This is a genomic window from Limnohabitans sp. Rim8, assembly GCF_945901735.1.
Lineage (GTDB): Bacteria > Pseudomonadota > Gammaproteobacteria > Burkholderiales > Burkholderiaceae_C > Limnohabitans_A.
The window spans coordinates 43,488-66,231 of record NZ_CAMDLM010000020.1 but is presented as its reverse complement, the minus strand read 5'-3'; the positions used below and the strand labels follow the sequence as shown (position 1 = coordinate 66,231).

The 22,744-nt window shown below is 60.8% G+C and carries 23 protein-coding genes; 18 read left to right on the top strand and 5 right to left on the bottom strand.

The genetic code is table 11. The annotated features are described in order from the left end of the window. From Q0O99_RS11200 to Q0O99_RS11150, 11 genes are all read left to right on the top strand, one after another. Positions 1 to 996, top strand: a complete 996-nt coding sequence (locus tag Q0O99_RS11200) for a zinc-binding dehydrogenase (RefSeq protein ID WP_293751399.1) — start codon at positions 1 to 3, stop codon at positions 994 to 996. 55 nt (positions 997 to 1,051) lie between these two features. Then, the gene (locus Q0O99_RS11195) at positions 1,052 to 2,020 is read left to right on the top strand and encodes a tripartite tricarboxylate transporter substrate binding protein (RefSeq protein WP_293751397.1); all 969 of its coding nucleotides are present in this window, start codon (positions 1,052 to 1,054) and stop codon (positions 2,018 to 2,020) included. A gap of 92 nt (positions 2,021 to 2,112) precedes the next feature. Continuing rightward, complete coding sequence (locus Q0O99_RS11190) at positions 2,113 to 2,691, top strand: amino acid synthesis family protein (protein ID WP_293751395.1); 579 nt, start codon at positions 2,113 to 2,115, stop codon at positions 2,689 to 2,691. A 155-nt stretch (positions 2,692 to 2,846) separates the two neighbouring features. Then, positions 2,847 to 3,824 (top strand): fatty acid desaturase family protein, encoded by a 978-nt coding sequence (locus tag Q0O99_RS11185; RefSeq protein WP_293751393.1) that lies wholly within the window; start codon positions 2,847 to 2,849, stop codon positions 3,822 to 3,824. Between the two features lie 25 nt (positions 3,825 to 3,849). After that, a complete protein-coding gene (locus Q0O99_RS11180; protein WP_293751391.1) occupies positions 3,850 to 4,632 on the top strand; it encodes an SDR family NAD(P)-dependent oxidoreductase in 783 nt (260 codons plus the stop codon). Between the two features lie 44 nt (positions 4,633 to 4,676). Further along, positions 4,677 to 6,209, top strand: coding sequence for an AMP-binding protein (locus Q0O99_RS11175; RefSeq protein ID WP_293751389.1), 1,533 nt, complete (start codon positions 4,677 to 4,679; stop codon positions 6,207 to 6,209). 232 nt (positions 6,210 to 6,441) lie between these two features. Beyond that, positions 6,442 to 7,218 carry an ABC transporter ATP-binding protein gene (locus Q0O99_RS11170; RefSeq protein WP_293751387.1) on the top strand — a complete coding sequence of 259 codons (777 nt, stop codon included), beginning with the start codon at positions 6,442 to 6,444 and terminating at the stop codon, positions 7,216 to 7,218. Continuing rightward, on the top strand, positions 7,211 to 7,921 hold the full coding sequence (locus Q0O99_RS11165) for an ABC transporter ATP-binding protein (RefSeq protein WP_108352813.1): 711 nt from the start codon (positions 7,211 to 7,213) through the stop codon (positions 7,919 to 7,921). The genes Q0O99_RS11170 and Q0O99_RS11165 overlap by 8 nt, the downstream gene beginning before the upstream one ends. 25 nt (positions 7,922 to 7,946) lie before the next feature. After that, positions 7,947 to 9,161, top strand: coding sequence for an ABC transporter substrate-binding protein (locus tag Q0O99_RS11160; protein WP_293751384.1), 1,215 nt, complete (start codon positions 7,947 to 7,949; stop codon positions 9,159 to 9,161). 36 nt (positions 9,162 to 9,197) lie between these two features. Beyond that, the gene (locus Q0O99_RS11155) at positions 9,198 to 10,082 is read left to right on the top strand and encodes a branched-chain amino acid ABC transporter permease (RefSeq protein WP_293751382.1); all 885 of its coding nucleotides are present in this window, start codon (positions 9,198 to 9,200) and stop codon (positions 10,080 to 10,082) included. Between the two features lie 4 nt (positions 10,083 to 10,086). Further along, positions 10,087 to 11,046, top strand: a complete 960-nt coding sequence (locus tag Q0O99_RS11150) for a branched-chain amino acid ABC transporter permease (RefSeq protein WP_293751380.1) — start codon at positions 10,087 to 10,089, stop codon at positions 11,044 to 11,046. A gap of 76 nt (positions 11,047 to 11,122) precedes the next feature. Here the strand turns inward: Q0O99_RS11150 and Q0O99_RS11145 are convergent, their stop codons facing one another. The 3 genes from Q0O99_RS11145 to Q0O99_RS11135 form a co-directional block, all read right to left on the bottom strand. After that, the gene (locus tag Q0O99_RS11145; RefSeq protein ID WP_293751378.1) at positions 11,123 to 11,659 is read right to left on the bottom strand and encodes a 2,4'-dihydroxyacetophenone dioxygenase family protein; all 537 of its coding nucleotides are present in this window, start codon (positions 11,657 to 11,659) and stop codon (positions 11,123 to 11,125) included. 85 nt (positions 11,660 to 11,744) lie between these two features. Further along, entirely contained in the window at positions 11,745 to 12,299 is a 555-nt protein-coding gene (locus Q0O99_RS11140; RefSeq protein WP_293751376.1) for an adenine phosphoribosyltransferase, read from the bottom strand. Positions 12,300 to 12,303: 4 nt separating this feature from the next. Continuing rightward, positions 12,304 to 14,289, bottom strand: coding sequence for a monovalent cation:proton antiporter family protein (locus tag Q0O99_RS11135; protein WP_293751507.1), 1,986 nt, complete (start codon positions 14,287 to 14,289; stop codon positions 12,304 to 12,306). An 88-nt stretch (positions 14,290 to 14,377) separates the two neighbouring features. On the opposite strand from Q0O99_RS11135, the gene Q0O99_RS11130 reads away from it, so the two are divergent. From Q0O99_RS11130 to lptC, 3 genes are read left to right on the top strand one after another with little or no spacing between them, the layout of a single operon-like run. Further along, positions 14,378 to 15,355 (top strand): KpsF/GutQ family sugar-phosphate isomerase, encoded by a 978-nt coding sequence (locus Q0O99_RS11130; protein WP_293751374.1) that lies wholly within the window; start codon positions 14,378 to 14,380, stop codon positions 15,353 to 15,355. Position 15,356: 1 nt separating this feature from the next. Further along, positions 15,357 to 15,944: an HAD family hydrolase gene (locus Q0O99_RS11125; RefSeq protein ID WP_293751372.1), complete on the top strand. Its 588-nt coding sequence runs from the start codon at positions 15,357 to 15,359 to the stop codon at positions 15,942 to 15,944. Then, positions 15,941 to 16,540, top strand: coding sequence for an LPS export ABC transporter periplasmic protein LptC (gene lptC / locus Q0O99_RS11120; RefSeq protein ID WP_293751370.1), 600 nt, complete (start codon positions 15,941 to 15,943; stop codon positions 16,538 to 16,540). Before Q0O99_RS11125 ends, lptC begins: the two co-directional genes overlap by 4 nt. A 175-nt stretch (positions 16,541 to 16,715) precedes the next feature. Here lptC and Q0O99_RS11115 read toward each other — a convergent pair whose 3' ends face one another. Together Q0O99_RS11115 and Q0O99_RS11110 are read right to left on the bottom strand one after the other, a co-directional pair. Further along, positions 16,716 to 17,369: an RNA-binding protein gene (locus Q0O99_RS11115; RefSeq protein WP_293751369.1), complete on the bottom strand. Its 654-nt coding sequence runs from the start codon at positions 17,367 to 17,369 to the stop codon at positions 16,716 to 16,718. Positions 17,370 to 17,597: 228 nt separating this feature from the next. Further along, positions 17,598 to 18,800 (bottom strand): ammonium transporter, encoded by a 1,203-nt coding sequence (locus Q0O99_RS11110; protein ID WP_293751367.1) that lies wholly within the window; start codon positions 18,798 to 18,800, stop codon positions 17,598 to 17,600. Between the two features lie 205 nt (positions 18,801 to 19,005). Between Q0O99_RS11110 and Q0O99_RS11105 the strand changes: the two genes are divergently transcribed. The 4 genes from Q0O99_RS11105 to Q0O99_RS11090 all read left to right on the top strand — a co-directional run bounded on the left by Q0O99_RS11105 (position 19,006) and on the right by Q0O99_RS11090 (position 22,738). After that, the gene (locus tag Q0O99_RS11105) at positions 19,006 to 19,572 is read left to right on the top strand and encodes a TMEM165/GDT1 family protein (protein WP_108352712.1); all 567 of its coding nucleotides are present in this window, start codon (positions 19,006 to 19,008) and stop codon (positions 19,570 to 19,572) included. 220 nt (positions 19,573 to 19,792) lie between these two features. Next, positions 19,793 to 20,947, top strand: coding sequence for a homoserine O-acetyltransferase (locus tag Q0O99_RS11100; RefSeq protein ID WP_293751363.1), 1,155 nt, complete (start codon positions 19,793 to 19,795; stop codon positions 20,945 to 20,947). Then, positions 20,944 to 21,528 carry a methionine biosynthesis protein MetW gene (gene metW, locus Q0O99_RS11095; protein ID WP_293751361.1) on the top strand — a complete coding sequence of 195 codons (585 nt, stop codon included), beginning with the start codon at positions 20,944 to 20,946 and terminating at the stop codon, positions 21,526 to 21,528. The genes Q0O99_RS11100 and metW overlap by 4 nt, the downstream gene beginning before the upstream one ends. A 1-nt stretch (position 21,529) precedes the next feature. Further along, the gene (locus Q0O99_RS11090) at positions 21,530 to 22,738 is read left to right on the top strand and encodes a Bcr/CflA family efflux MFS transporter (protein ID WP_293751359.1); all 1,209 of its coding nucleotides are present in this window, start codon (positions 21,530 to 21,532) and stop codon (positions 22,736 to 22,738) included. Positions 22,739 to 22,744: the final 6 nt, after the last annotated feature.

Genomic DNA, 22,744 nt, shown 5'->3' with positions numbered 1-22,744 from the left:
ATGAAAGCGATCCAAGTCCGTGTGACTGGTGGGCCAGAAAACCTTTTGGAGGTGGTGCTTCCAGAGCCGGTTGCAGGTCGCGGGCAAGTTCGCGTCAAGGCCAGCACCATTGGGGTGGGCCGCCCTGACGTGCTGCTGCGCAAAGGCACCTACAAATGGATGCCGCCGCTGCCAGCGGTACCCGGTGCCGAATTGGCCGGTGTGGTGGATGCCGTGGGCGAGGGGGTGACGCAATGGCAAACGGGTGACCGCGTTTTGGTCAGTGCCCGTGAGTTGCCCCAACGAGGCGGCTGTTATGCAGAAGCGATCGTGGTGCCCGAGGATGCGCCCTACCGATTGCCGGACACCGTCTCGTTTGACGATGCGGTGAGCCTGCCCAATTTGCAGTTGGCCCTGGCACTTTTGCAGATCGCTGGTCCCATCGCATCGCAAGCGCCCCATGTGTTGATCACCGGGGCTTCAGGCGGCGTGGCGGGCATGTTGTGCCAAGTGGCCAAACTCAAGGGCTTTCTCACGATGGGCACCAGCAGAAGCCGAGACAAGGCTCAGTTTGCCTTGGCGCGTGGTTTTGACCACGTCATTTGCACCGACGACGAAACACCCAAAGATCGCATTGAGCACATCACCAAGGGTCAGGGCCTGAATCTGGTGTTCGACCATTTGGGCGGGCAAAGTTTGATCGACGGGCTCAAGAGCCTGGCCCCGTTTGGCACGCTGGTGTCCTACAACATCGTGCAAGGCCCGCCTACAGAAGACACCTTCCAGGTGATGCGCCAATTGTTGGAAAAAAGTCTGGCCATTCGGTGTTTTTCGATGCACACCTTTGACGCAGACCGTGCCACACGACGAGGGCTGATGAACGAGGCCATCGCGCTGCTGGCGCAGCAGCGCGTGAGCTTTTCGCCCCCTCAAATTTTCAAGCTCAGCGAAGTTCAAAAAACCCACGCGTTGCTCGACCAAGGACTTGTCAGTGGCAAGCTGGTCATGCACCCATGACCCGCAGCTGAACGCGTGCATTTGACCGTGATACTTTTATAACCAGGAGACAAACATGATTCGCAGACAACTTCTCGCCACTTTGACCATCACCGCCTTGGCGCTGCCCGGGGTAGCGCTGGCACAAGCCTATCCGGACCGCCCCATCAAGGTCATGCAAGGTTTTGCACCCGGCGGCAACGCCGACAACATCGCCCGCACGGTGGGGATAGAAATGGGCAAGGGTTTGGGCCAAAACATCGTGGTTGAAGCGCAGGCTGGCGCAGGCGGCACCATTGCTGCCACCACCGTCGCCAAAGCCAGGCCCGATGGCTACACCTTGCTGCTGGCCACAGGTGGCCACGCGGTGGCTGGTGCTTTGTACAACAACTTGGCTTACCGCACGGTGCAAGACTTTGAGATGGTCAGCACCATCACTTACTTCCCGTTCTTGGTGGTGGTTCCGGCCAACAGCAAGTACCCCAGCCTGTCGGCCTTGTTGGCGGCCGCCAGAGCCAACCCGACTGAGGTTAGCTACGGCACCGCGGGCATTGGTTCCACACACCATTTGGCGGGCGAGTTGCTCGCGAGCATGGCCAAAACACAGTTGCTGCATGTGCCTTTCAGAGGCGACTCGGCTTCGCTCACTTCCCTTTTGGGCGGCGAAATTCCCATGATCATTGCACCGCCCACGGCGGTCATGGCCAACATCAAATCTGGCAAGCTTCGCGCCATTGCCACCACCGGTCCTCAGCGCTGGCAGGGGCTGCCTGATGTGCCCACCGTGTCGGAGCAAGGGGTGGCGGGCTACGACGTGCAGTCATGGGCTGGCTTGATGGCGCCTGCCGGCACACCCAAGCCCGTCATTGACCGCCTGAACGCCGAGTTGCAAAAAGCGCTTTTGGTGCCCGCCGTGAAAACGCGCCTGGAAGACATGGGCGGCGAGGTGCGCGGCAGCACCTCGGAAGAGATGCGGAACATGGTGGCGACACAAACCCAAAAATGGATCCAAGTGGTGAATGACGCCAAAATACCGAAAAACTAAGTCTCTCAATGGGTTTAGGGGCCTTGCCCAAACGGGCAACTTTTAACCAGCGCAGCCCAAGGCCCCGTGCCCGCCTTTTTTGAAAGCTCAAGATGTCCCTGATCCAAATCCGCAAACGCAGTCTGACCATCGAAACCACCTACCATGAAGGTGGACCCGTCTGCGACCAACCCTTGAAACTTGCTGCAGCCTGTGCAGTGATTAACAACCCCTACGCAGGCTCCTACGCGCCCGATCTCATGCCTTTCATGGCAGAGCTCAGGTCGCTGGGCACCGTGTTGGCGCAAGAGTTGATCGACACACTGGGCAAAGACAACATCGAGGTGTACAGCAAAGCCGCCATCGTGGGTGTGAACGGCGAGATGGAACACGGCGCGGTGTGGCACGAGGCCGGTGGGTGGGCGATGCGGTCTTTGCTGGGTGACCCCAAAGCCATCGTACCTGCCAGCAAAGCTGTCGCCAGCGCTGGGTACCGTTTGATGGTTCCTGTGCATTACATCCACGCTTGTTATGTGCGCAGCCACTTCAACAGCATGGAAGTGGGCATTCAGGATGCGCCGCGCCCGAACGAAATATTGTTTGCCTTGGTCATGGGCACTGGTGGCCGCATTCACTCGCGACTGGGTGGCCTGACTATGGAAGCTGTTTCGGTCCACGACGGTCAGCGATAAGTCGCCCGCGAAAACAGTCTGTCAGGTTTCGTTTTGACAGCCTTTCCCAGAACACGTCGACGCCCTCTGTCTACGGCTGTATAGACAGGTCACACCTGTGACTGTTTGTACAGGGCAATGGGTCCAAGATGCACATCTTTGCCCATGAACTTCGCATGACCACCGACACTCAGCCCAGCCTCAGCCCCGAGCAAGACGCATTTTTGCGCGAACGTTCGGACTGGATGGGCGCTTATTTGGTGTTGCACGCTTGGGGCGTGATCGCATTGGCCATGGCGTTTTTCATCGCTTGGCCCAACCCCTTGAGCTTCCTCGTCGCCGTGGTCATCATTGGCGGGCGGCAACTGGGCTTGGCGATTTTGATGCACGATGCGGCGCACCGCGCCTTGTTCAAGAACTCCCGGCTCAATGACACGTTGGGCGCGTTTTTGTGCGGCTGGCCGGTGGGCGCCAGCCTCACGCTGTACCGCCCCTATCACCTGAGTCACCACCGCCACACCCAGCAGGCCGAAGACCCCGACCTGATGTTGTCGGCGCCGTTTCCCATCAGCCAAAGCAGCTTTTGGCGCAAAATGCGGCGCGATATTCTGGGCATCACCGGTTACCAACGGCGCATGGCATCTTTCCGCCAGGAAATGGGCGACAGCCCCAGCCGCTGGCAACGTCTGAAGAACCTGATCTCTGCAGAAAAATATTTCTTCCTCACCAACCTGGCCATCTTCGCCATCACCGCCGCAGCGGGCGTGTGGTGGGCTTTTTTTGCCTTGTGGTTGTTGCCTTTGTTGACGTGGTACCAGGTGATCAGCCGCGTCCGCAACATTGCCGAGCATGCGGTGGTGGGCAACAACGACGACCGCTTGCGCAACACCCGCACCACGCTGACGAACTGGGGCATGCGCATGGTGCTGGCCCCTTATTGGGTCAATTACCACCTGGAACACCACCTGTTTGTGTTCACGCCCTGCTGGAAGCTGCCTGCCGCCCATCGCATGCTGATCGCACAAGGCTTTGGCCCGCGCATGGAACTGGCCCAGGGTTATCTGGCCGTGCTGCGCCAAGCGGTGTCCAACCCGCACGACGACCCCGATCACGGCAAGCCAGGCGATCAGCGCAAACGAGCTGCACTCATCTGACCCCTTCAAAACAAGGACTGAGAACATGGCACACCGACTCGACCAACAAGTGGCCATCGTGACGGGCGCCAGCCGCGGCATCGGCCGCGCGATTGCCGAGGCCTATGCCGCTGAAGGTGCCAGCCTGTGCCTGATCGCCACCGACTCGGCGCGCCTGCTGGAAGTCAAGGACAGCCTGGGTTTGCTTGACGAGCGCATCATGACTTTGGGCATGGACGTGACCGAACGTGACGCCTGCTTTGCGGCCGTGGCGCAAGTCGAAAAACGCTTTGGACGTGTCGATGTGCTGGTCAACAACGCCGGGGTGTACCGGGCCAAGCCTTTCCTCGACTACGCGCAGCAAGATTTTCAGGACATGCTCGATGTGAACCTGTTTGGCGTGCTGCACTTCATGCAGGCCTGCCTGCCGGGCATGCAGGCACGCCGGCACGGGCGCATCGTCAACATTGCCTCTACTGCGGGCAAATGGGGCTCGCGCAACCAGTCGGCCTACAACGTGAGCAAGCACGCGGTGGTGGGCTTGACGCGCTGCGTGGCCCTCGAGGCCAGCCCACACGCGGTCACCGTGAATGCGATCTGCCCCGGCTTTGTGCAAACCGACATGGTGGAAACGCTGAAAGCCCAGGTGGCTCAAAGTTCGGGCATGAGCGGTGACGACATGGTCAAGGCCGCACTGGCGCGGGTGCCGCTGGGGCGGGTGCTGAACCCGGACGAAATCGCGGCCCTGGCGGTCTACCTCGGCTCCCATGAATCACGCGGCATGACAGGGCAGTCCATATTGCTTGACGGCGGCATGGTCTTGGTCTAGCGGACTGATCGCATCGCACCGCATTGCATACTTGCCCCACTCACATGAACATCGCTCTCTGGTTGGCGCGCACCGCCGAACGTTACCCGCAACAAGCGGCCATCGCGCATGGCACACAGGTCTGGTGCGATTACGCCGAATTTGCCCACCGCGCTGCCCGCACGGCCAGCTGGCTGCACGCCCAAGGTGTGCAGCCTGGCGAACGGGTGATGCTGTTCCTGCACAACACGCCCGAATATTTGCCCCTCATGTGGGGCATCTGGTGGGCCGGTGCGGTGGCGGTGCCGGTGAATGCCAAGCTGCACGAACGCGAAGCGGCTTGGATTGCCCAGCACAGCGAAGCCCGCATCGCTTTTTGCGACAGTGAACGGGAACAAACTTTCACACAAGCACTGCGCGACGTGGGCGTTGGAACCGCCGTCCAAGCTGACAGCACATTCATGTTGCAAGCCGAAGGCCCACACCTGCCACCGCAAGCCCGCGAAGACGACGACCCCGCCTGGTTGTTCTACACCAGCGGCACCACCGGCAGGCCCAAGGGTGTGGTGCTGTGTGCTCGCCAATTGCGCGGCTGCACGTTGGCGTATTTCGGCTCGGTGCAGTCGGTGGAACGTGGCGACAGCATGCTGCACCCCGCACCGCTGTCGCACGGTGGCGGCATGTACCACCTGCCTTATGTGCTGAACGCCGGGCTGAACGTGGTGCCGCGCTCGGACGGCTTTGACCCGCATGAAGCCTTGTTGCTGGCTGCGCACTGGCAGCGGGCCTCGTTTTTTGCAGCGCCCACCATGGTGCGGCGGCTGGTGGATGCGGCGCGTAACTTGCCCGAGCGGCCGCAGGGACTGGCCACCATCGTCTATGGCGGCGGCCCCATGTACCTGGCCGACATCGAAGAGGCCCTGCAGGTCATCGGCCCGCACTTTGCGCAGATTTATGGCCAAGGTGAATGCCCGATGACCATCAGCGTGCTGCCCAAGAGCGATGTGCTGGACACCACCCACCCGCGTTACTGGGAACGGCTGGCTTCGGTCGGGCATGCACAGGCCATGGTCGAGCTGAAGATTGGCGACGAGTCGGGTGCGAGCTTGCCGGTGGGCGAAGTAGGTGAAATTTGCGTGCGCAGCGAACTGGTCATGGCGGGCTATTGGCGCGACCCTGAGGCCACGGCCAAAGCCATCCGCGAGGGCTGGTTGCAAACCGGTGATGTGGGGCGTCTGGATGCCGATGGTTACCTGACTTTGCTGGACCGATCGAAGGACCTGGTGATCAGCGGCGGCACCAACATTTACCCCCGCGAAGTCGAAGAAGCCTTGCTCACGCACCCGCAAGTGGCCGAGGTCTCTGTCATCGGCAGGCTCGACCCGGAGTGGGGCGAGGTGGTGGTGGCCTTTGTGGTGTGCCGCCAGCCTTTGACTGTGGCCGATTTGGACGCGCACTGCCTAGACCAGGTGGCGCGTTTCAAGCGGCCCAAGCACTACCACTTGGTCAATGCCTTGCCCAAAAACAATTATGGCAAGGTGCTGAAAACCGAGTTGCGCGCCATCGACGCGCAAGGACTGGAAACGCGTCGGACTTGAGTCGGTATGGATCTGAATTCTTTGTCCCTACTCAGGTGGCGCCATAACCTTGCAAGCAGCACTGATTTGGCCTGGCCCCATGGCGGCGGATGAAATGGAAAAGACCCGTGATTTGTAGACGCCAACGAGACAAACCACGGGATAACCATGAAGCAAAAAGTGACGCCCCAGTCTCACAATGGCCCACTTTGTACAGTTTGAAACATCCGCCGAAAGAAACTGAGCCCTCCAGATGTCCAGCAACACCATCCTTGAAACCCGGAATCTCATCAAAGAGTTCAAGGGCTTTGTCGCCGTCAATGACGTGAACCTGAGCGTGCAGCGCGGCCAGATTCACGCGTTGATTGGCCCCAATGGCGCAGGCAAGACCACGGTCTTCAACCTGCTGACCAAATTCCTGATTCCGACCAAGGGGCAGATCCTGTTCAATGGCCACGACATCACCGGCGAAAAACCCTCCCAAGTGGCACGCCGGGGCATCGTGCGCTCGTTCCAGATTTCGGCCACCTTCCCCAACCTCACGGTGATGGAAAACGTGCGCATTGGTTTGCAGCGCGCCACGGGTGTATCGCTGCATTTCTGGCGTTCCGAGCGCAGCCTGAACCAGCTCAACGACAAGGCCATGGCCCTGCTCGACCAGGTCGATTTGGGCAGCATGGCCGATCTGACGGCGGTTGAATTGCCCTATGGCCGCAAGCGCGCCCTGGAGATCGCCACCACGCTGGCCATGGACCCCGAACTGATGCTGCTGGACGAGCCCACCCAAGGCATGGGCCACGAAGACGTGGACCGTGTGACGCAGCTGATCAAAAAAGTCGGTGCCAACCGCACCATCCTGATGGTGGAACACAACATGAGCGTGGTGTCCAAAATTGCCGACACCATCAGTGTCTTGCAACGTGGACAAGTGATTGCAGAAGGACCTTACGAAGTGGTTTCGAAAAATCCCCAAGTGCTAGAGGCCTATATGGGCACCGCCGACAACCAACTGGAGGGTGCCCATGGCTGATTCCAAAGAATTCCTGCGCATCAGCAACCTGCAGTCCTGGTACGGCGAGTCGCACATCCTGCATGGGGTGGACATGACCGTCAACGAAGGCGAAGTGGTCACGCTGCTGGGGCGCAACGGCGCTGGGCGCACCACCACCGTCAAATCCATCCTGGGCCTGGTCGGTCGGCGCACCGGCTCCATCACCATCCGGGGTCAAGAAACAGTGAACTGGGCACCGCACCAGATTGCCAAGCTGGGCATTGGTTATTGCCCCGAAGAACGCGGTATTTTCTCGGCTCTGACCTGCGAAGAAAACCTGATGCTGCCGCCCGTGATTGCCCCCAACGGCATGTCGGTCGAAGAAATCTACGACATGTTCCCCAACCTGCTGGAGCGCCGCAACAGCCCCGGCACCCGCCTGTCAGGGGGCGAGCAACAAATGCTGGCGGTCGGCCGCATCTTGCGCACGGGCGCGCGGTTTTTGCTGCTCGACGAAATTTCCGAAGGCCTGGCCCCGGTCATTGTTCAGGCCTTGGCCCGCATGATCAAGGCCCTCAAGGCCAAGGGCTTCACCATCATCATGGTGGAACAGAACTTCCGGTTTGCCGCGCCCTTGGCGGACCGGTTTTACGTGATGGAGCATGGCCAGATGGTGGAGACCTTCAGCTCGCAAGAGCTGTCCGCCAAGATGGGCATGCTGCATGAGTACCTGGGTGTGTGATTTTTTTCTAACTGGAGACAATACGATGAAACGCAAACTTCTTTCCCTCGCCGCGGTGGCCGCTTGCGCCTTTGCAGGCTCAGCCCAAGCACAGATCTCGGACGGCATCGTCAAGATCGGCGTGATGAACGACATGTCGGGCCTGTATTCGGACATCACCGGCCCCGGCTCGGTGACTGCGGCCCGCATGGCCGTCGAGGACTACATCAAGGCGACCAAGAGCACGCTCAAAGTCGAAATCGTCAGCGCTGACCATCAAAACAAACCCGATGTGGGCTCCAACGTGGCTCGCCAATGGTTTGACACCGACAAAGTCGACATGATCGCCGACGTGCCCACATCCTCGGTCGGTCTGGCCGTGGCCAAAATTGCGAGCGACAAGGGCAAGCTGCACGTCAACTCCGGCTCGGCCACGGCCGATCTGTCGGGCAAGGCCTGTAACGCCAACACCATCCACTGGGCTTATGACACCTGGATGCTGGCCAACGGCACAGGCAAAGCCATTGTGAAAAGCGGTGGTGACACCTGGTTCTTCTTGACCGCCGACTACGCTTTCGGCCACGCCCTGGAGCGCGACACCGAAGCCGTGGTGAACAAGAACGGCGGCAAGGTGGTCGGCAAAGTCCGCACACCTTTCCCCACACAAGACTTCTCTTCTTTCTTGCTGCAAGCCCAAGCCTCCAAAGCCAAGATCATTGGCTTGGCCAACGCGGGGGGTGACACCACCAACTCCATCAAGCAAGCGGCCGAGTTCGGCATCACCAAAGGCGGTCAAAACCTGGCCGGATTGCTGGTGTTCCTGCCTGACGTGCACTCGCTGGGTCTGAACATCGCGCAAGGCCTGATGCTGACCGAAACCTTCTACTGGGATCTGAACGACAACACCCGCGCTTTCAGCAAGCGTTTCGCAGCAATCCAGGGTGGCAAATACCCATCGATGGTGCAAGCCGGTGTTTACTCCAGCGTGATCCACTACCTGAAGGCTGTGGATGCGGCCAAGACCGATGACGGCGGCAAAGTCGCCGCCAAGATGAAAGAACTGCCCACCGACGATCCTTTGTTTGGCAAAGGCACCGTGCGCGCTGACGGTCGCAAGATCCACCCGGCCTACCTGTTCCAGGTCAAGAAGCCTGCCGAATCCAAAGGCCCATACGACTACTACAAGCTGGTGGCCACCATTCCTGCCAACGAGGCTTTCCGCCCCCTGGCTGAGAGCGAGTGCCCGCTGGTCAAGAAGTAATTTCAACCCTTTGTTCAAGCAAGTCGATACATCACCATGGAAATCTTTGGCATACCCTCGCAAGCCCTGTTCGGGCAATTGCTGATCGGGCTGATCAACGGCTCTTTTTACGCATTGCTCTCGCTGGGCCTGGCCGTGATTTTCGGCTTGTTGAACATCATCAACTTCACCCACGGCGCCCAGTACATGCTGGGCGCCTTTGTGGCCTATTTGTCGCTGACAAAGCTGGGCATCAACTACTGGGTGTCGCTCATCCTGACACCCATCCTGGTGGGTGCGACAGGCATGCTGATTGAGCGCACCATGCTCAAACAGCTTTACAAGCTGGACCACCTGTATGGCCTGCTGCTCACCTTCGGCCTGGCCTTGATCATCCAGGGTTTGTTCCGACACGAATTTGGCTCTTCGGGCATGCCTTATCCGGTGCCCGAGGTCTTCAAGGGTGCCTACAACACCGGCTTCATGTTCCTGCCCAAGTACCGCGCCTGGGTCATCGTGGCTTCGCTGGTCGTTTGCTTGTCCACCTGGTACGTGATCGAGCGGACCAAGCTGGGCGCTTATCTGCGCGCCGCCACTGAAAACCCCAGCCTGGTGCAGGCTTTTGGCGTCAACGTGCCCCGAATGATCACCCTGACCTATGGCTTCGGCGTGGGCTTGGCCGCTTTTGCCGGTGTGATGGCCGCGCCCATTTACCAGGTCAACCCCACAATGGGCGCCGACATCATCATCGTGGTGTTTGCGGTGGTCGTGATCGGCGGCATGGGCTCCATCATGGGGGCGATCCTCACCGGTTTTGGCTTGGGCCTGATCGAAGGCTTGACCAAAGTGTTCTACCCGGAAGCCTCCAGCACGGTGATTTTCATCATCATGACCATCGTTCTTTTGATCAAGCCTGCAGGCCTGTTCGGCACCCAGAAGTAAGACCATGACCACTGTCTCGACCCCCTCACTCAAGACCCAGTCGTTCACGCACCAGTGGGTGGCCTTTGCCATCATGGTGATGGTGCTGGTCATTGCCCCAATCTGGGTGTACCCGATCTTCCTGATGAAGGTGATGTGCTTTGCTTTGTTTGCATGTGCCTTCAACCTGCTCATTGGTTTTGGTGGTCTGCTCTCTTTTGGCCACGCCATGTTTTTGGGCACCGCCGGTTATGCCGCCGCCCACGCGGCCAAAGTCTGGGGCTGGAACCCCGAATTGGCCGTGTTGTTTGCCACCGCTTGCTCTGGCTTGCTGGCGCTGGTGACGGGCCTGTTGGCAATTCGCCGTCAAGGTATTTACTTTGCGATGATCACCTTGGCGTTTTCGCAGATGGTGTTCTTCTTTTACCTGCAAACGCCCTTCACAGGCGGTGAAGACGGCATCCAGTCGGTGCCTCGCGGCAAGCTGTTTGGCGTGTTTGATTTGTCAGAAAACTCGGTCATGTACATGTTTGTGCTGGCGATTTTCCTGGCCGGTTTTGCCTTGATTTGGCGCATCATTTATTCGCCCTTCGGCCAGATCCTCAAAGCCATCCGCGAAAACCAGGACCGCGCCATTTCGCTGGGTTACGACACCGACATGTTCAAGCTGATTGCCTTTGTGATCTCGGGTGCCTTGGCAGGCACCGCTGGGGCCACCAAGTCGCTGGTGTTTCAGTTGGCCTCGTTGACCGACGTGCATTGGTCCATGTCGGGTGAGGTGGTCTTGATGACCCTGCTGGGCGGCATGGGCACCTTGTTTGGCCCTGTGGTTGGCGCTGCGGTGATCGTCAGCATGCAAAACTATTTTGCCCAATTCGGTGCATGGGTCACCATCATGCAAGGCGTGATCTTTGTGGTCTGCGTGCTGGCTTTCCGCCGGGGCATCATTGGCGAGATCGCCAACTGGATCAAGAAGCCGCTGTGATGCAGCGTCACTGAGCTGCGGATCAACAACAAAAAAACCGCTCCTTGGAGCGGTTTTTTGATGGTAGCAAAGCCGTTCAGCGCATGAAGATCTTCACGTAATCCGCCCCCAAGCCCACCGCCTCAAAGTGGGCCCGGTACTTCTCGATGCGGGTGAATACATCGTCATAACCCGTGGCGTTGCCTTGCGTGTCCACGTACATCAACGCGCCATGCACGGTGAACATCGTCACCATGTCCTGGCAGTCGTCGGGCACCACCAGGGTGTGGGTTTCACCCGGGGGCTCGAACACGTAGCTGCCTTCTTCGGCCACCCAGTCGTGTTCCAGGTACAACCATTTGCCGCGCAGCACATGGGCATGCACCTGGCCCGAATGGCGGTGGCGCTGCAACAGACCCGAGCGCTTGACCTTGAGCAGGTGCACGTAAAAGCCACCCGTCACGTTCAGGTGCAGCGGGCGTGACCAAATGCCCGGGGCCACTGGTGCCCATAGGCGTTCGTCGTCGGTTTGCACGTCGTGCACCACCATGTCGGGGGCCATGCCCCAAGGTTGGGGCTTGGCGTAAGGCACGCGGTCGTCGGCGACCGCTGCTGGGGTGTGGGGAGCGTTCATGGCAATGAGTGCGAAGAGTTGAAGTGCGCAGCTTAAAACGGGTCGCCGGGCCTGTCTGCGTCATGCGCGACACTTTCCAGAACTCTTAATGTCCTTCGAACGACACCAGTGTGAACAGATTCAAGCCGCTGTCCTGGATGCGCTGCGAGCCTCCCAGTTCGGGCAAATCCACAATGGCCGCCCCTTCGATCACCGCAGCACCGAGTTTTTCAAGCAGCTTTTTGCCCGCCATCATGGTGCCGCCCGTGGCGATCAGGTCGTCGATCAGCAGCACCCGTTGACCCGGCATGACCGCGTCGGTGTGCAGCTCCACCGTGGCGCTGCCGTACTCCAGCTCGTAGGTTTCTTCTACCGTGGTAAAGGGCAGCTTGCCTTTTTTGCGGATGGGCACAAAGCCCAGGCCCAGTTCATAAGCCACCACCGAGCCCAAGATAAAGCCCCGCGCATCGAGACCCGCCACCACATCCGGGCGCAAGGCGGGGTGCATGTAGCGGTGCACAAAGACGTCGATCAGCACCCGGAACACGCGCGGGTCTTGCAGCAGTGGCGTGATGTCACGGAACTGCACCCCCGGCGCGGGCCAATCGGGCACCGTGCGGATGTGGCTTTTCAGATAATCGTTGACGCTCAGATCGTCCATGTCTTCAGCCTTGCAGGAGTTTTTCTTCGGCCACCGCCAGCGTTTGGGATTGGCCCGACAGCACCAGCGTGTCGCCCGCGTGCAACTCGGTGTCTTCGCTCACGTTTTCAGGTTGGCCATTGGCGCGGCGCAGGTTGACCACGCGCACCCCCATGGCATGAAAGGCCAGGTCTTTCACCCGCTTGCCCAACCAAAGCGAGGCCATGGGCAGCCCCACCGAGGTCAGGCGTTCGTGGTCAATCTCGTCCAGCGTGTCGTCGTCGGCTCCGTGGAAATACCCTCGCAGCAGGTTGTAGCGGGCGTCGCGCTGGTCTTGCACGATGCGGATCACGCGGCGCATCGGCACGCCCACCAGCGCCAGCGCATGGCTGGCAAGCATGAGAGAGCCTTCAATCGCTTCGGGCACCACCTCGGTGGCCCCGGCCAGTTGCAGCTTTTCCAGGTCCAGATCGTCCTTGGTGCGCACGATCACCGGCACCTGAGGTGCGTGGCTTTGGGTGTGGTCCAGCACCTTCATGGCAGCGGGCACGTCCAGGTAGGTGATCACCACCGCGCTGGCGCGGGCCAGGCCTGCGGCCATGAGCGACTGCAGCCGTCCGGCGTCGCCAAACACCACCGAGTCCCCGGCCGCAGCGGCTTGCCGCACCCGGTCAGGGTCCAGGTCGAGTGCCATGTAAGGGATGTTTTCTTTGTCGAGCATGCGCGCCAGGTTCTGGCCGCAACGGCCATAGCCGCAAATGATGACGTGCTTGCTGGTGTTGATCGACTTGCGGGCAATGGTGGTCATTTGCAGGGACTGCTGCAGCCACTCTCCGGCCACCACCTTGAGCACGATGCGTTCGCTGTGCATGATGATGAAGGGCGTGGCCATCATGGACAGCACCATGCTGGCCAACACGGGGTTGAGCAAGGCCGGCGGAATGATGTTGCTCTGCGCGCCCAGCGTGAGCAACACAAAACCGAACTCACCCGCCTGCGCCAGATACAAACCTGTGCGCAGCGCCACACCATTGGGCGCACCCGTGAACTTGGCCAAAGCGGTCACCAAAACCAGCTTGAAAATCACCGGCAAGGTGGTCAGCACCAGGACCAAGGGCCAGCGTTCGACCACGATGTGCCAGTCCAGCATCATGCCGATGGTGATGAAAAACAGCCCCAGCAACACGTCGTGGAAGGGCCGGATGTCCAACTCCACCTGGTGCTTGTATTCAGTCTCGGAAATCAACATCCCCGCAATGAAAGCGCCCAAAGCCAGGCTCAGCCCCGCCACCTCGGTGATCCAGGCCAGGCCCAGCGTGACCAGCAACAGGTTCAGCACAAACAGCTCTTCGCTCTTGCGCCGCGCAACCAAGGTCAGCCACCAGCGCATCACGCGCTGCCCGCCCGTCATGAGCAAGGTGATCAAGACGGTGGCTTTGAGCGCGGCCATCAGCAAGGCGGTGAGCATTTCGTCGGCCGGGGCGCTCAGGGCCGGAATCATCACGATCAGCGGCACCACTGCCAAATCCTGAAACAAGAGCACGCCCACCACGCGTTTGCCGTGCTCGGACTCGAGCTCCAGCCGGTCGGCCACCAGTTTGATCACGATCGCTGTGCTGCTCATGGCCATGGCGCTCGACAGGGCCAGCGCGGTTTGCCACTCCATTTTCCAAAGGGTGGGCGCCAGCGTGGCCACGAACAAGGAAAACACCGTCACGATCACCAGCGTCAGCAGCACCTGCAGCAGGCCCAGGCCAAACACATGCTTGCGCATGGAGCGCAACTTGGGCAGGTTGAACTCCAGTCCGATCACGAACATCAGAAACACCACGCCGAACTCGGCCAGATGTTTCACGCCCTCGGAGTTTTGCTCCAGTGCCAGCGCGTTGGGGCCAATCACCACCCCCACGGCCAGATAGCCCAGCATGGGCGGCAGCTTGAGCATGCGGCAGCCCACCACACCCAGCACGGCCGCCAGCAAATACAACAGGGTCAACTCCAAAGCGCTCATGCGTCCATGGTAACAAGCGCGCATGGCCCCGTGGTCTGCAACCGTTCCATTTCAAGGGCCATGTGCAGCGCCCGATAAAATACAAAACATGCTTGTCCATCCCGCCCACACCCTGCAACTCGCCCGCGAGACCCTTGACATTGAGGCCGCAGCCTTGCTCCAAGTGAAAGACAGGCTGGATGAGCGCTTTGTCCAGGCCGTGAACATGGTGCTGGGCGTGCAAGGCCGCGTGGTGGTCACCGGCATGGGCAAGAGCGGACACATCGGCCGAAAGATTGCCGCCACGCTGGCATCGACCGGCACCCCGGCCATGTTTGTGCACCCCGGCGAGGCCAGCCATGGCGACCTGGGCATGATCAAAACCGTGGATGTGGTGTTGGCCATTTCCAACAGTGGCGAGAGCGATGAGTTGGTGGCCATCCTGCCGGTGCTCAAGCGCCAGGGCGTGCCCCTGATCGCCCTGACCGGCGGCCTGCAGTCTTTCCTGGCCCGCCATGCCGACGTGGTGCTGGATTGCTCGGTCGACAAAGAGGCCTGCCCTTTGAACCTGGCTCCCACCGCCAGCACCACCGCCCAGCTGGCCATGGGTGACGCGCTGGCCGTGGCCCTGCTGGATGCCCGGGGCTTCAAGCCCGAAGACTTTGCCCGCTCGCACCCCGGTGGCTCACTGGGCCGCAAGCTGCTCACGCATGTGGGCGATGTGATGCGCAAAGGCGCCGATGTGCCGCAAGTCGGGCCAGATGCCCAATTCACCGCCCTGATGCGCGAGATGAGCAGCAAGGGCTTGGGCGCCACCTCGGTCACCGATGCCGAAGGCCGCGTGCTGGGCGTGTTCACCGATGGCGATTTGCGCCGTTTGGTTGAAAAAGGTGTGGACCTGCGCAGCCTGAGCGCCCGTGATGTCATGCACCCCAATCCACGCACCATCCGTCATGACGCGCTGGCCGTCGAAGCCGCCGAGATGATGGAGCTGCACCGCGTCACCAGCATTTTGGTGGTGGACGCGCAGGGCCTGCTGTGCGGCGCGATCAACTCCAACGACCTGATGCGGGCCAAGGTGATCTGAGATGCCAACCCTGAAAGCGCTCACCCCCGCCCTGCATTACCCGCCCGAGTTGCTGCTGCAAGCGCAAGGCATTCGCGTGGCCTTTTTCGACATCGACGGCGTGCTGACCGATGGTGGGCTGTATTTTTCTGAAAGTGGTGAGACCCTCAAGCGTTTCAACACGCTCGACGGCCAGGGCCTCAAACTGCTGCAAAAAGCCGGCATCACGCCCGTGGTCATCACCGGCCGCGACTCGGCCCCACTGCGCTTGCGCCTGAAGGCGCTGGGCGTCACCCACGCCCGCTTTGGCACCGAAGACAAGCGCCCGGCGGCCGAAGCCTTTTTGGGGGATCTGAATTTGAGTTGGGCGCAAGCGGCCGCCATCGGCGATGACTGGCCCGATTTGCCCGTGATGCAACGCGCTGCTTTTGCTTGCGCCCCGGCCAATGCCCATGCGCAAGCCAAAGCCATCGCCCACCACACCACCGCCGAACGCGGCGGCGAAGGCGCGGCCCGCGCCTTTTGCGACCTGCTGCTGGTGGCCGGCGGGCACTACGCCGCCTTGCTCGCACAAGTGGGGGTGCACGACCACCCGGGCGCATCGGCATGAACTTGCTCATGCGGCTGCGCCGTACTTTGGACCGTTTGACGATTTACCTGCCCTTGTTTCTGTTTGCCATTTTGGCTTTGGGCAGCTGGTGGTTGGTGCGCAGCGTGCCCGAGTTGATCCCGCCCGGTATCGACCCCCAGTTGCGTCAGGACCCGGATTTTCGTCTGAACCAATTCACGGTCAGATCGTTTGACGCTACAGGTCGCCTGACCCGCGAGATCAGCGGGCAAAGCGCCACCCACTTTCCGGCGACGCAAAGCCTGCACATCGAGGGCGTGCGCATTCTGGCCGAAAACGAGGAGGGCACACGGCTGACGGCCCAAGCCCAAAAAGGTATTTCCCGTGAGGCCGACCAACAGGTGACCCTGACCGGCGATGCGCAGGCAGTCAGACAGGCAGACGCTCAGGGCCCGCGCGTCGAACTGCGCGGCAAAACATTCACGGCTTGGTTAGAAGAGGAGCGGCTGGTTTCGGACCAGCCGGTGCGCATCACGCGCGGCGCTGAAGTGTTCACGGGCCAAAGCATGAACTTTGACACCCGAAGCGGTCATTATGAGCTGCAGGGCCGCGTGCGCGCCGTTCTGTCGCCACGTTAGACCCCTTAAGAGGACCAAAAACCGGAATAAGCCCGTTTCAAACACCGTCGATACCCCGGCGGATGGGGCCAGATTCTTCTGCAGGTTCGCGCCACGCAGGGCGTCAGAAACGACAAAGCCCTGCAACGCAGGGCTTTGGGCTTTCATGGACTGAGTGATCAGCCCATGTGCTCAATCAGTAGTCGCCACCGCCTTCGCGGCCACCTTCGCGACCACCTTCACGGCGACCACCACCACGGGGGCCTGCGCCATAGGGGCTTCGGAAACCGCCGCCATCACCACGGCCGCCGCCATCACCACGGCCGCCGCCTTCACCACGACCGCCGCCACCGTAGCCGCCACCGCCATCGCCACGACCGCCGCCGCCATATCCGCCGCCGCCATATCCGCCGCCGCCTTCACGGCCGCCGCCATAGCCGCCACCGCCTTCACGACCGCCGCCGCCGCCGCCGTAACCTCCGCCACCGCCGCCGCCGTAACCTCCGCCACCGCCGCCGCCGCCGCCGAACCCACCACCGCCGCCGCCGCCTTCGCGGCGAGGGCCGCCGAAGCCACCGCCGCCTGACCGTGGAGGGCGAGCTTCCATCGGACGTGCTTCGTTCACGACCACATTGCGGCCGCCCAAAGGCTGGCCATTCATACCGTTGATCGCGGCTTGGGCTTCGTTATCGCTGCCCATTTCCACAAAGCCGAAGCCTTTGGAGCGGCCCGTATCACGTTCCATCATGACTTTGGCACTGGTCACAGCACCGAATTCACCGAAGGCTTGTTCCAGATCACCGTCTCGCACCGAGTAAGGCAGGTTGCCGACGTAAAGTTTGTTGCCCATGAAAGGGACTCCTCAAAACACAGAGATAAAAGCGATGGAGTTCCGAAAGCGCATTCAACAAACCTGAAAACATCGGAAGGAAAGCGAAACTGACCTGTTCATCGCAAACTGGACTTCATTGAAAATGCCGCTGAAGCCTGTCCAGTATCTTCGAGAAAACAAAAATAAATGCAAGGCATTTTCATTAAATGCTTTGCAAAACCTGTGAGCTTACTCATATTTGTTGTTTTACCAACTCACTTCTCGCTCGGGCGAGGCGCTGATTTTGTGAATCGTCAAATCGGCCCCGTCATATTCTTCTTCTGGGCTGAGTTTCAATCCGAGGGTGATTTTCAATAGGCCGTAAAGCGCCACACCCCCCAACAGGGCCCAGCCCACACCGAGGCCAGTGCCGATTAACTGCGCGCTCAGGTTGACGCCGCCCAACCCCCCCAAACTGCTGGCCCCAAAAATGCCCGCCGCAATACCGCCCCAGGCACCGCAAATGCCATGCAAGGGCCACACGCCCAGCACATCGTCGATCTTCCATTTGTTCTGGGTCAGTGTGAACATCACCACAAACAAGGCTCCGGCCACAGCGCCGGTGACCAAGGCACCAAATGGGTGCATCAAATCAGAGCCTGCACACACCGCCACCAAACCAGCCAAGGGGCCGTTGTGCACAAAGCCGGGGTCGTTCTTGCCCAAGACCAAAGCCGACAAAGTCCCGCCCACCATGGCCATCAGGGAGTTGACCGCCACCAGACCCGAAATTTTGTCCAGCGTCTGAGCACTCATCACATTGAAGCCAAACCAGCCCACGATCAAAATCCAAGACCCCAGGGCCAAAAAAGGGATGCTCGATGGCGGGTGGGCCGAGACCACGCCGTCCTTGCGGTAGCGGTTGTAACGGGCACCCAGCAAGACCACGGCAGGCAGCGCGATCCAGCCGCCCATGGCGTGCACCACCACCGACCCCGCAAAGTCATGGAACTCATCGCCCGTGATGGCCTTGATCCAGGCCTGCACGCCGAAGTGCTGGTTCCAGACAATGCCCTCAAAGAAGGGGTAAACAAAGCCCACGATCACGGCCGTGGCGATTAACTGCGGCCAAAACTTGGCCCGCTCGGCAATGCCGCCCGAAATGATGGCGGGAATGGCGGCGGCAAAGGTCAGCAAAAAGAAGAACTTGACCAGGTCGTAGCCGTTTTTGGCGGCCAGCTGTTCGGCCCCCACAAAAAAGGTGGTGCCATAAGCCACGCTGTAACCGACCACAAAATAAACCACGGTAGACACCGAAAAATCCACCAGGATTTTGACCAGCGCATTGACCTGGTTCTTTTTGCGAACCGTGCCCAGTTCCAGAAAAGCAAAACCGGCGTGCATGGCCAACACCATGATGCCGCCCAACAAAATAAAAAGCGCATCTGCGCCCTGTTTTAGTGCTTCCACGATCGTCCTTCGAGAATTTTTGATTTGATTTGGTGCATTTCGGGGGCGGCCCACCCCCGCGCACCAAATAAAAGCAAGAAACGCACCCAAAGTCCCTCGCTGGTGCCGAGCGTCATGTCATGCCCCCAAACCGGTGCACAGGGCCCTCCCGTAAGATGCGCAGCTCTTACCAATTCGGTGTTCAGGCTTACGCCCGCATTCCCCCATGGAAGCATTCTTCGTCTCTACTGGCATCGTGGCTTTGGCCGAAATGGGTGACAAAACCCAGCTTTTGTCACTCGTGCTGGCCGCCCGTTTCCGCAAGCCCTGGCCCATCGTGCTGGGCATTTTGGTGGCCACGCTGGCCAACCATGGCCTGGCCGGTGCCGTGGGCAGCTGGGTCACGACCGTGATGGGCCCCGATGTGCTGCGCTGGGTGCTGGGCGCGTCTTTCATTGCCATGGCAGCGTGGATGCTGATTCCCGACAAGCTGGACGACGAAGAGGGCGACAGCGCCCCGCGCATGGGGGTGTTCCTGACCACGGTGGTGGCTTTCTTTCTGGCCGAAATGGGCGACAAGACGCAGATCGCCACCGTGATGCTGGCGGCGCAGTACAACGCCTGGTTTGCCGTGGTGGCGGGCACCACGCTGGGCATGATGCTGGCCAACGCCCCCGTGGTGTGGTTGGGCGACGCCATCACCCAGCGTGTGCCGCTGCGCCTGGTGCACCTGATCTCGGCGGGCATTTTTGCCGTGCTGGGCGTGATCGCGCTGTCGGGCTGGGGCAGCTGAGCGGTCCTTTGGCCCGAATGCTGGAGTTGCTGACCCTGGCTCAGCCTTGAGGTTCATCGCCCTTATACTCACGCCATGCGCCGATTTGAACCCGATTGCGGGCGCCGGAACCACCATGGTTTCGAAATTCAGCTAAATGGCGTGTGTTTCATCTCACAGAAACCCGGCCCAGCTGAGTGCGAAGCCGGGTTTTGTTTTTTTGCACACCAGAACACATTCGATGCTGATCGCCGAATCCCAAAGCATGCTGTTTGAAGCCCCTTTGCCTTTGCAAAGCGGCGCGTCCATCCGTGACTATTCACTCAGTTTCGAAACCTACGGCACGCTCAACGCCGACAAGTCCAACGCGGTGCTGATCTGCCACGCGCTCAACGCCTCGCACCATGTGGCGGGCGTGTACGCCGACCAACCCAAAAACCTGGGCTGGTGGGACAACATGATCGGCCCTGGCAAGTCGCTCGACACCGCCCGCTTTTTTGTCATCGGCGTGAACAACCTGGGCTCGTGCTTTGGCTCGACGGGCCCCATGCATGAGAACCCCGACACCGGCCGCGTGTACGGCGCCGACTTCCCGGTGGTGACGGTGGAAGACTGGGTCAACGCCCAGGCCCGTTTACTGGACGCCTTGGGCATCACGCAACTGGCCGCCGTGATGGGCGGCAGTTTGGGCGGCATGCAGGCGCTTTCTTGGACGCTGCAATACCCCGAACGCGTGAAACACGCGGTGGTGGTGGCCAGCGCACCCAACCTGAATGCGGAAAACATCGCCTTCAACGAAGTGGCGCGCCGCGCCATCGTGACCGACCCCGACTTTCACAACGGCCATTTTTACGCGCAAGGTGTGGTGCCCAAGCGCGGCCTGCGCATCGCCCGCATGATTGGCCACATCACGTATTTGAGCGACGACGTGATGAATGAAAAGTTTGGCCGCGAGTTGCGCGAAGCGGTGACGCACAACGCCACGGGCTACAAATACTCCACGCAAGAAGTCGAGTTCCAGATCGAAAGCTACCTGCGCTACCAAGGCGACAAGTTCAGCGAGTACTTTGACGCCAACACCTATTTACTGATCACCCGGGCGCTCGATTATTTTGATCCGGCACGCGCCTTTGGCGGCGACCTGTCCAAAGCGCTGGCCCGCGCCAGTTGCAAATTTTTGCTGGTCAGCTTTTCCACCGATTGGCGCTTTTCGCCCGCCCGCAGCCGCGAGATGGTCAAGGCCCTGCTCGACAACCGGCGAGACGTGAGCTATGCCGAGATCGACGCGCCGCACGGGCACGACGCCTTCTTGCTCGAAGACCCCCGCTACCTGAACGTGGTGCGCTCTTACTTTGACAACATGGCCAATCCCCTCTCTGAAGGAGGTGTGTCATGAGCGACCCCCTGACCATGCAAGCCATGGCCCGCCTGGTGCCGCAAGGCGCCCGCGTGCTCGATTTGGGCTGTGGCGATGGCGCCTTGCTGGCTTACCTGCAGCAACACAAGGGCTGCACCGGCTACGGCGTGGAGCTGGACGACACCAATGTGCACGCCTGCGTGCAGCGCGGTGTGAACGTGATCCAGCTGAACCTGGACGAAGGCCTGAGTCTGTTTGGCGATCAGTCGTTTGACGTGGTGCTGCAGATCGACACCTTGCAGCACCTGCGCAACGCCGAGACCATGCTGCGCGAGACGGTGCGTGTGGGGCGTGTGGGCATCGTGGCCTTTCCCAATTTTGCGCATTGGTTCAACCGCTTGAGCGTGTTGCGTGGCCGCATGCCGGTGACCAAGCGCCTGCCTTACCAGTGGTACGACACGCCCAACATCCGCGTGGGCACCTATGCCGATTTTGGTGACCTGGCGCGCAAAAACGAGCTGCGCGTGGTGGATGCTTTTGGCCTGCAAAACGGTCAGGAAGTGCGTCTGTGCCCCAACCTGATGGCGGGCACAGCGGTCTACAAGTTGCAGCGCGGCTGACATGGCCAGCGCGCCTGGGACCCAGGAAACGGCCGCCCACAGCCCCTGGCTGATCGCCAACGTGTTGGCACAAATCGCCTTTGGCCTGCTGGCCATGACGCTGTGCCTGCCCTCCATGCAAGAGTGGGGCGCGATTTTTGACACCCCCCAAGCCGATGTGCAGCTGACCTTCAGCGGCTACGTGGTGGCCTACGGGGCGCTGCAGTTGGTGTACGGCCCCTTGTCGGATCGGTATGGGCGCAAGCCCATCCTGATGCTGGGGCTGGTGGTCGCGGGGCTGGCCTCGGTCATGGCCGCGCTGGCCACCGACATCACCACACTGATTGCCGCCCGTGTGCTGCAAGGCGCGGGCTGCGCCGCCAGCATGGTGGTCAGCCGCTCCATGGTGCAAGACCTGTTTGTTGGGCCGCAGCGCACGCGGGTCATGGCCTACATCGGCATGGCGCTGGGCTTGTGCCCGCCCTTGGCCACGTTGATTGGCGGGCATATCCATGTGCGTTACGGCTGGCAAACCAACTTTACGTTGCTGGCTGTTTTGGCCGTGCTGCTCTTGGTGGCAGCGTGGCTGGGCTTGCCGCGTGGGGCCCAAACCGTGCCTGCAACGGGCCACTGGCTAAGGGCCATGCTCAGCGCTTATGCGCGCTTGCTGCGCGAGCCGCGCTTTTTGCTTTACGTCGCCATCCTGGCGGCCACCACCGCCACGTTTTACGCTTTCCTGGCAGGCGCACCCATCGTGCTCAAGGGCTACGGCATCGGGCCGGACGGCATTGGCTGGTTCATCATGGCCGTGCCTGTTTCGTACATTTTGGGCAATTTCATGACTTCGCGCCTCATCGCGCAAGCAGGCGAATCGCGCGTCATGGCCTGGGGCCAAGCCCTGACGCTGGGCGGCTTGGTGGTGATGCTGGCGCTGGGCTTGGCTGGCGTGCAGACGGCGCTGGCCGTGGCCCTGCCCTTGTTGCTTTTGGGCTTGGGTCATGGCCTGCTGAACCCACCCACGCTGGCAGGCACGGTGGGCGTGTTGCCCGCGCTGGCAGGCTCGGCCGCTGCGGTGGCGGGCCTGATGCAGCAACTCACCGGGGCCAGCGCCGGCTACCTGGTGGGCTTGGTGCCGCACGAAGGCGCGGTGAACTTGGGTTGGATGATGTTGGGCTTTGCGTTGGTCGGGGCGGCCGCGCAGTGGGGCATGCGCCGCGACCGGCGGCATTGAGAGCCT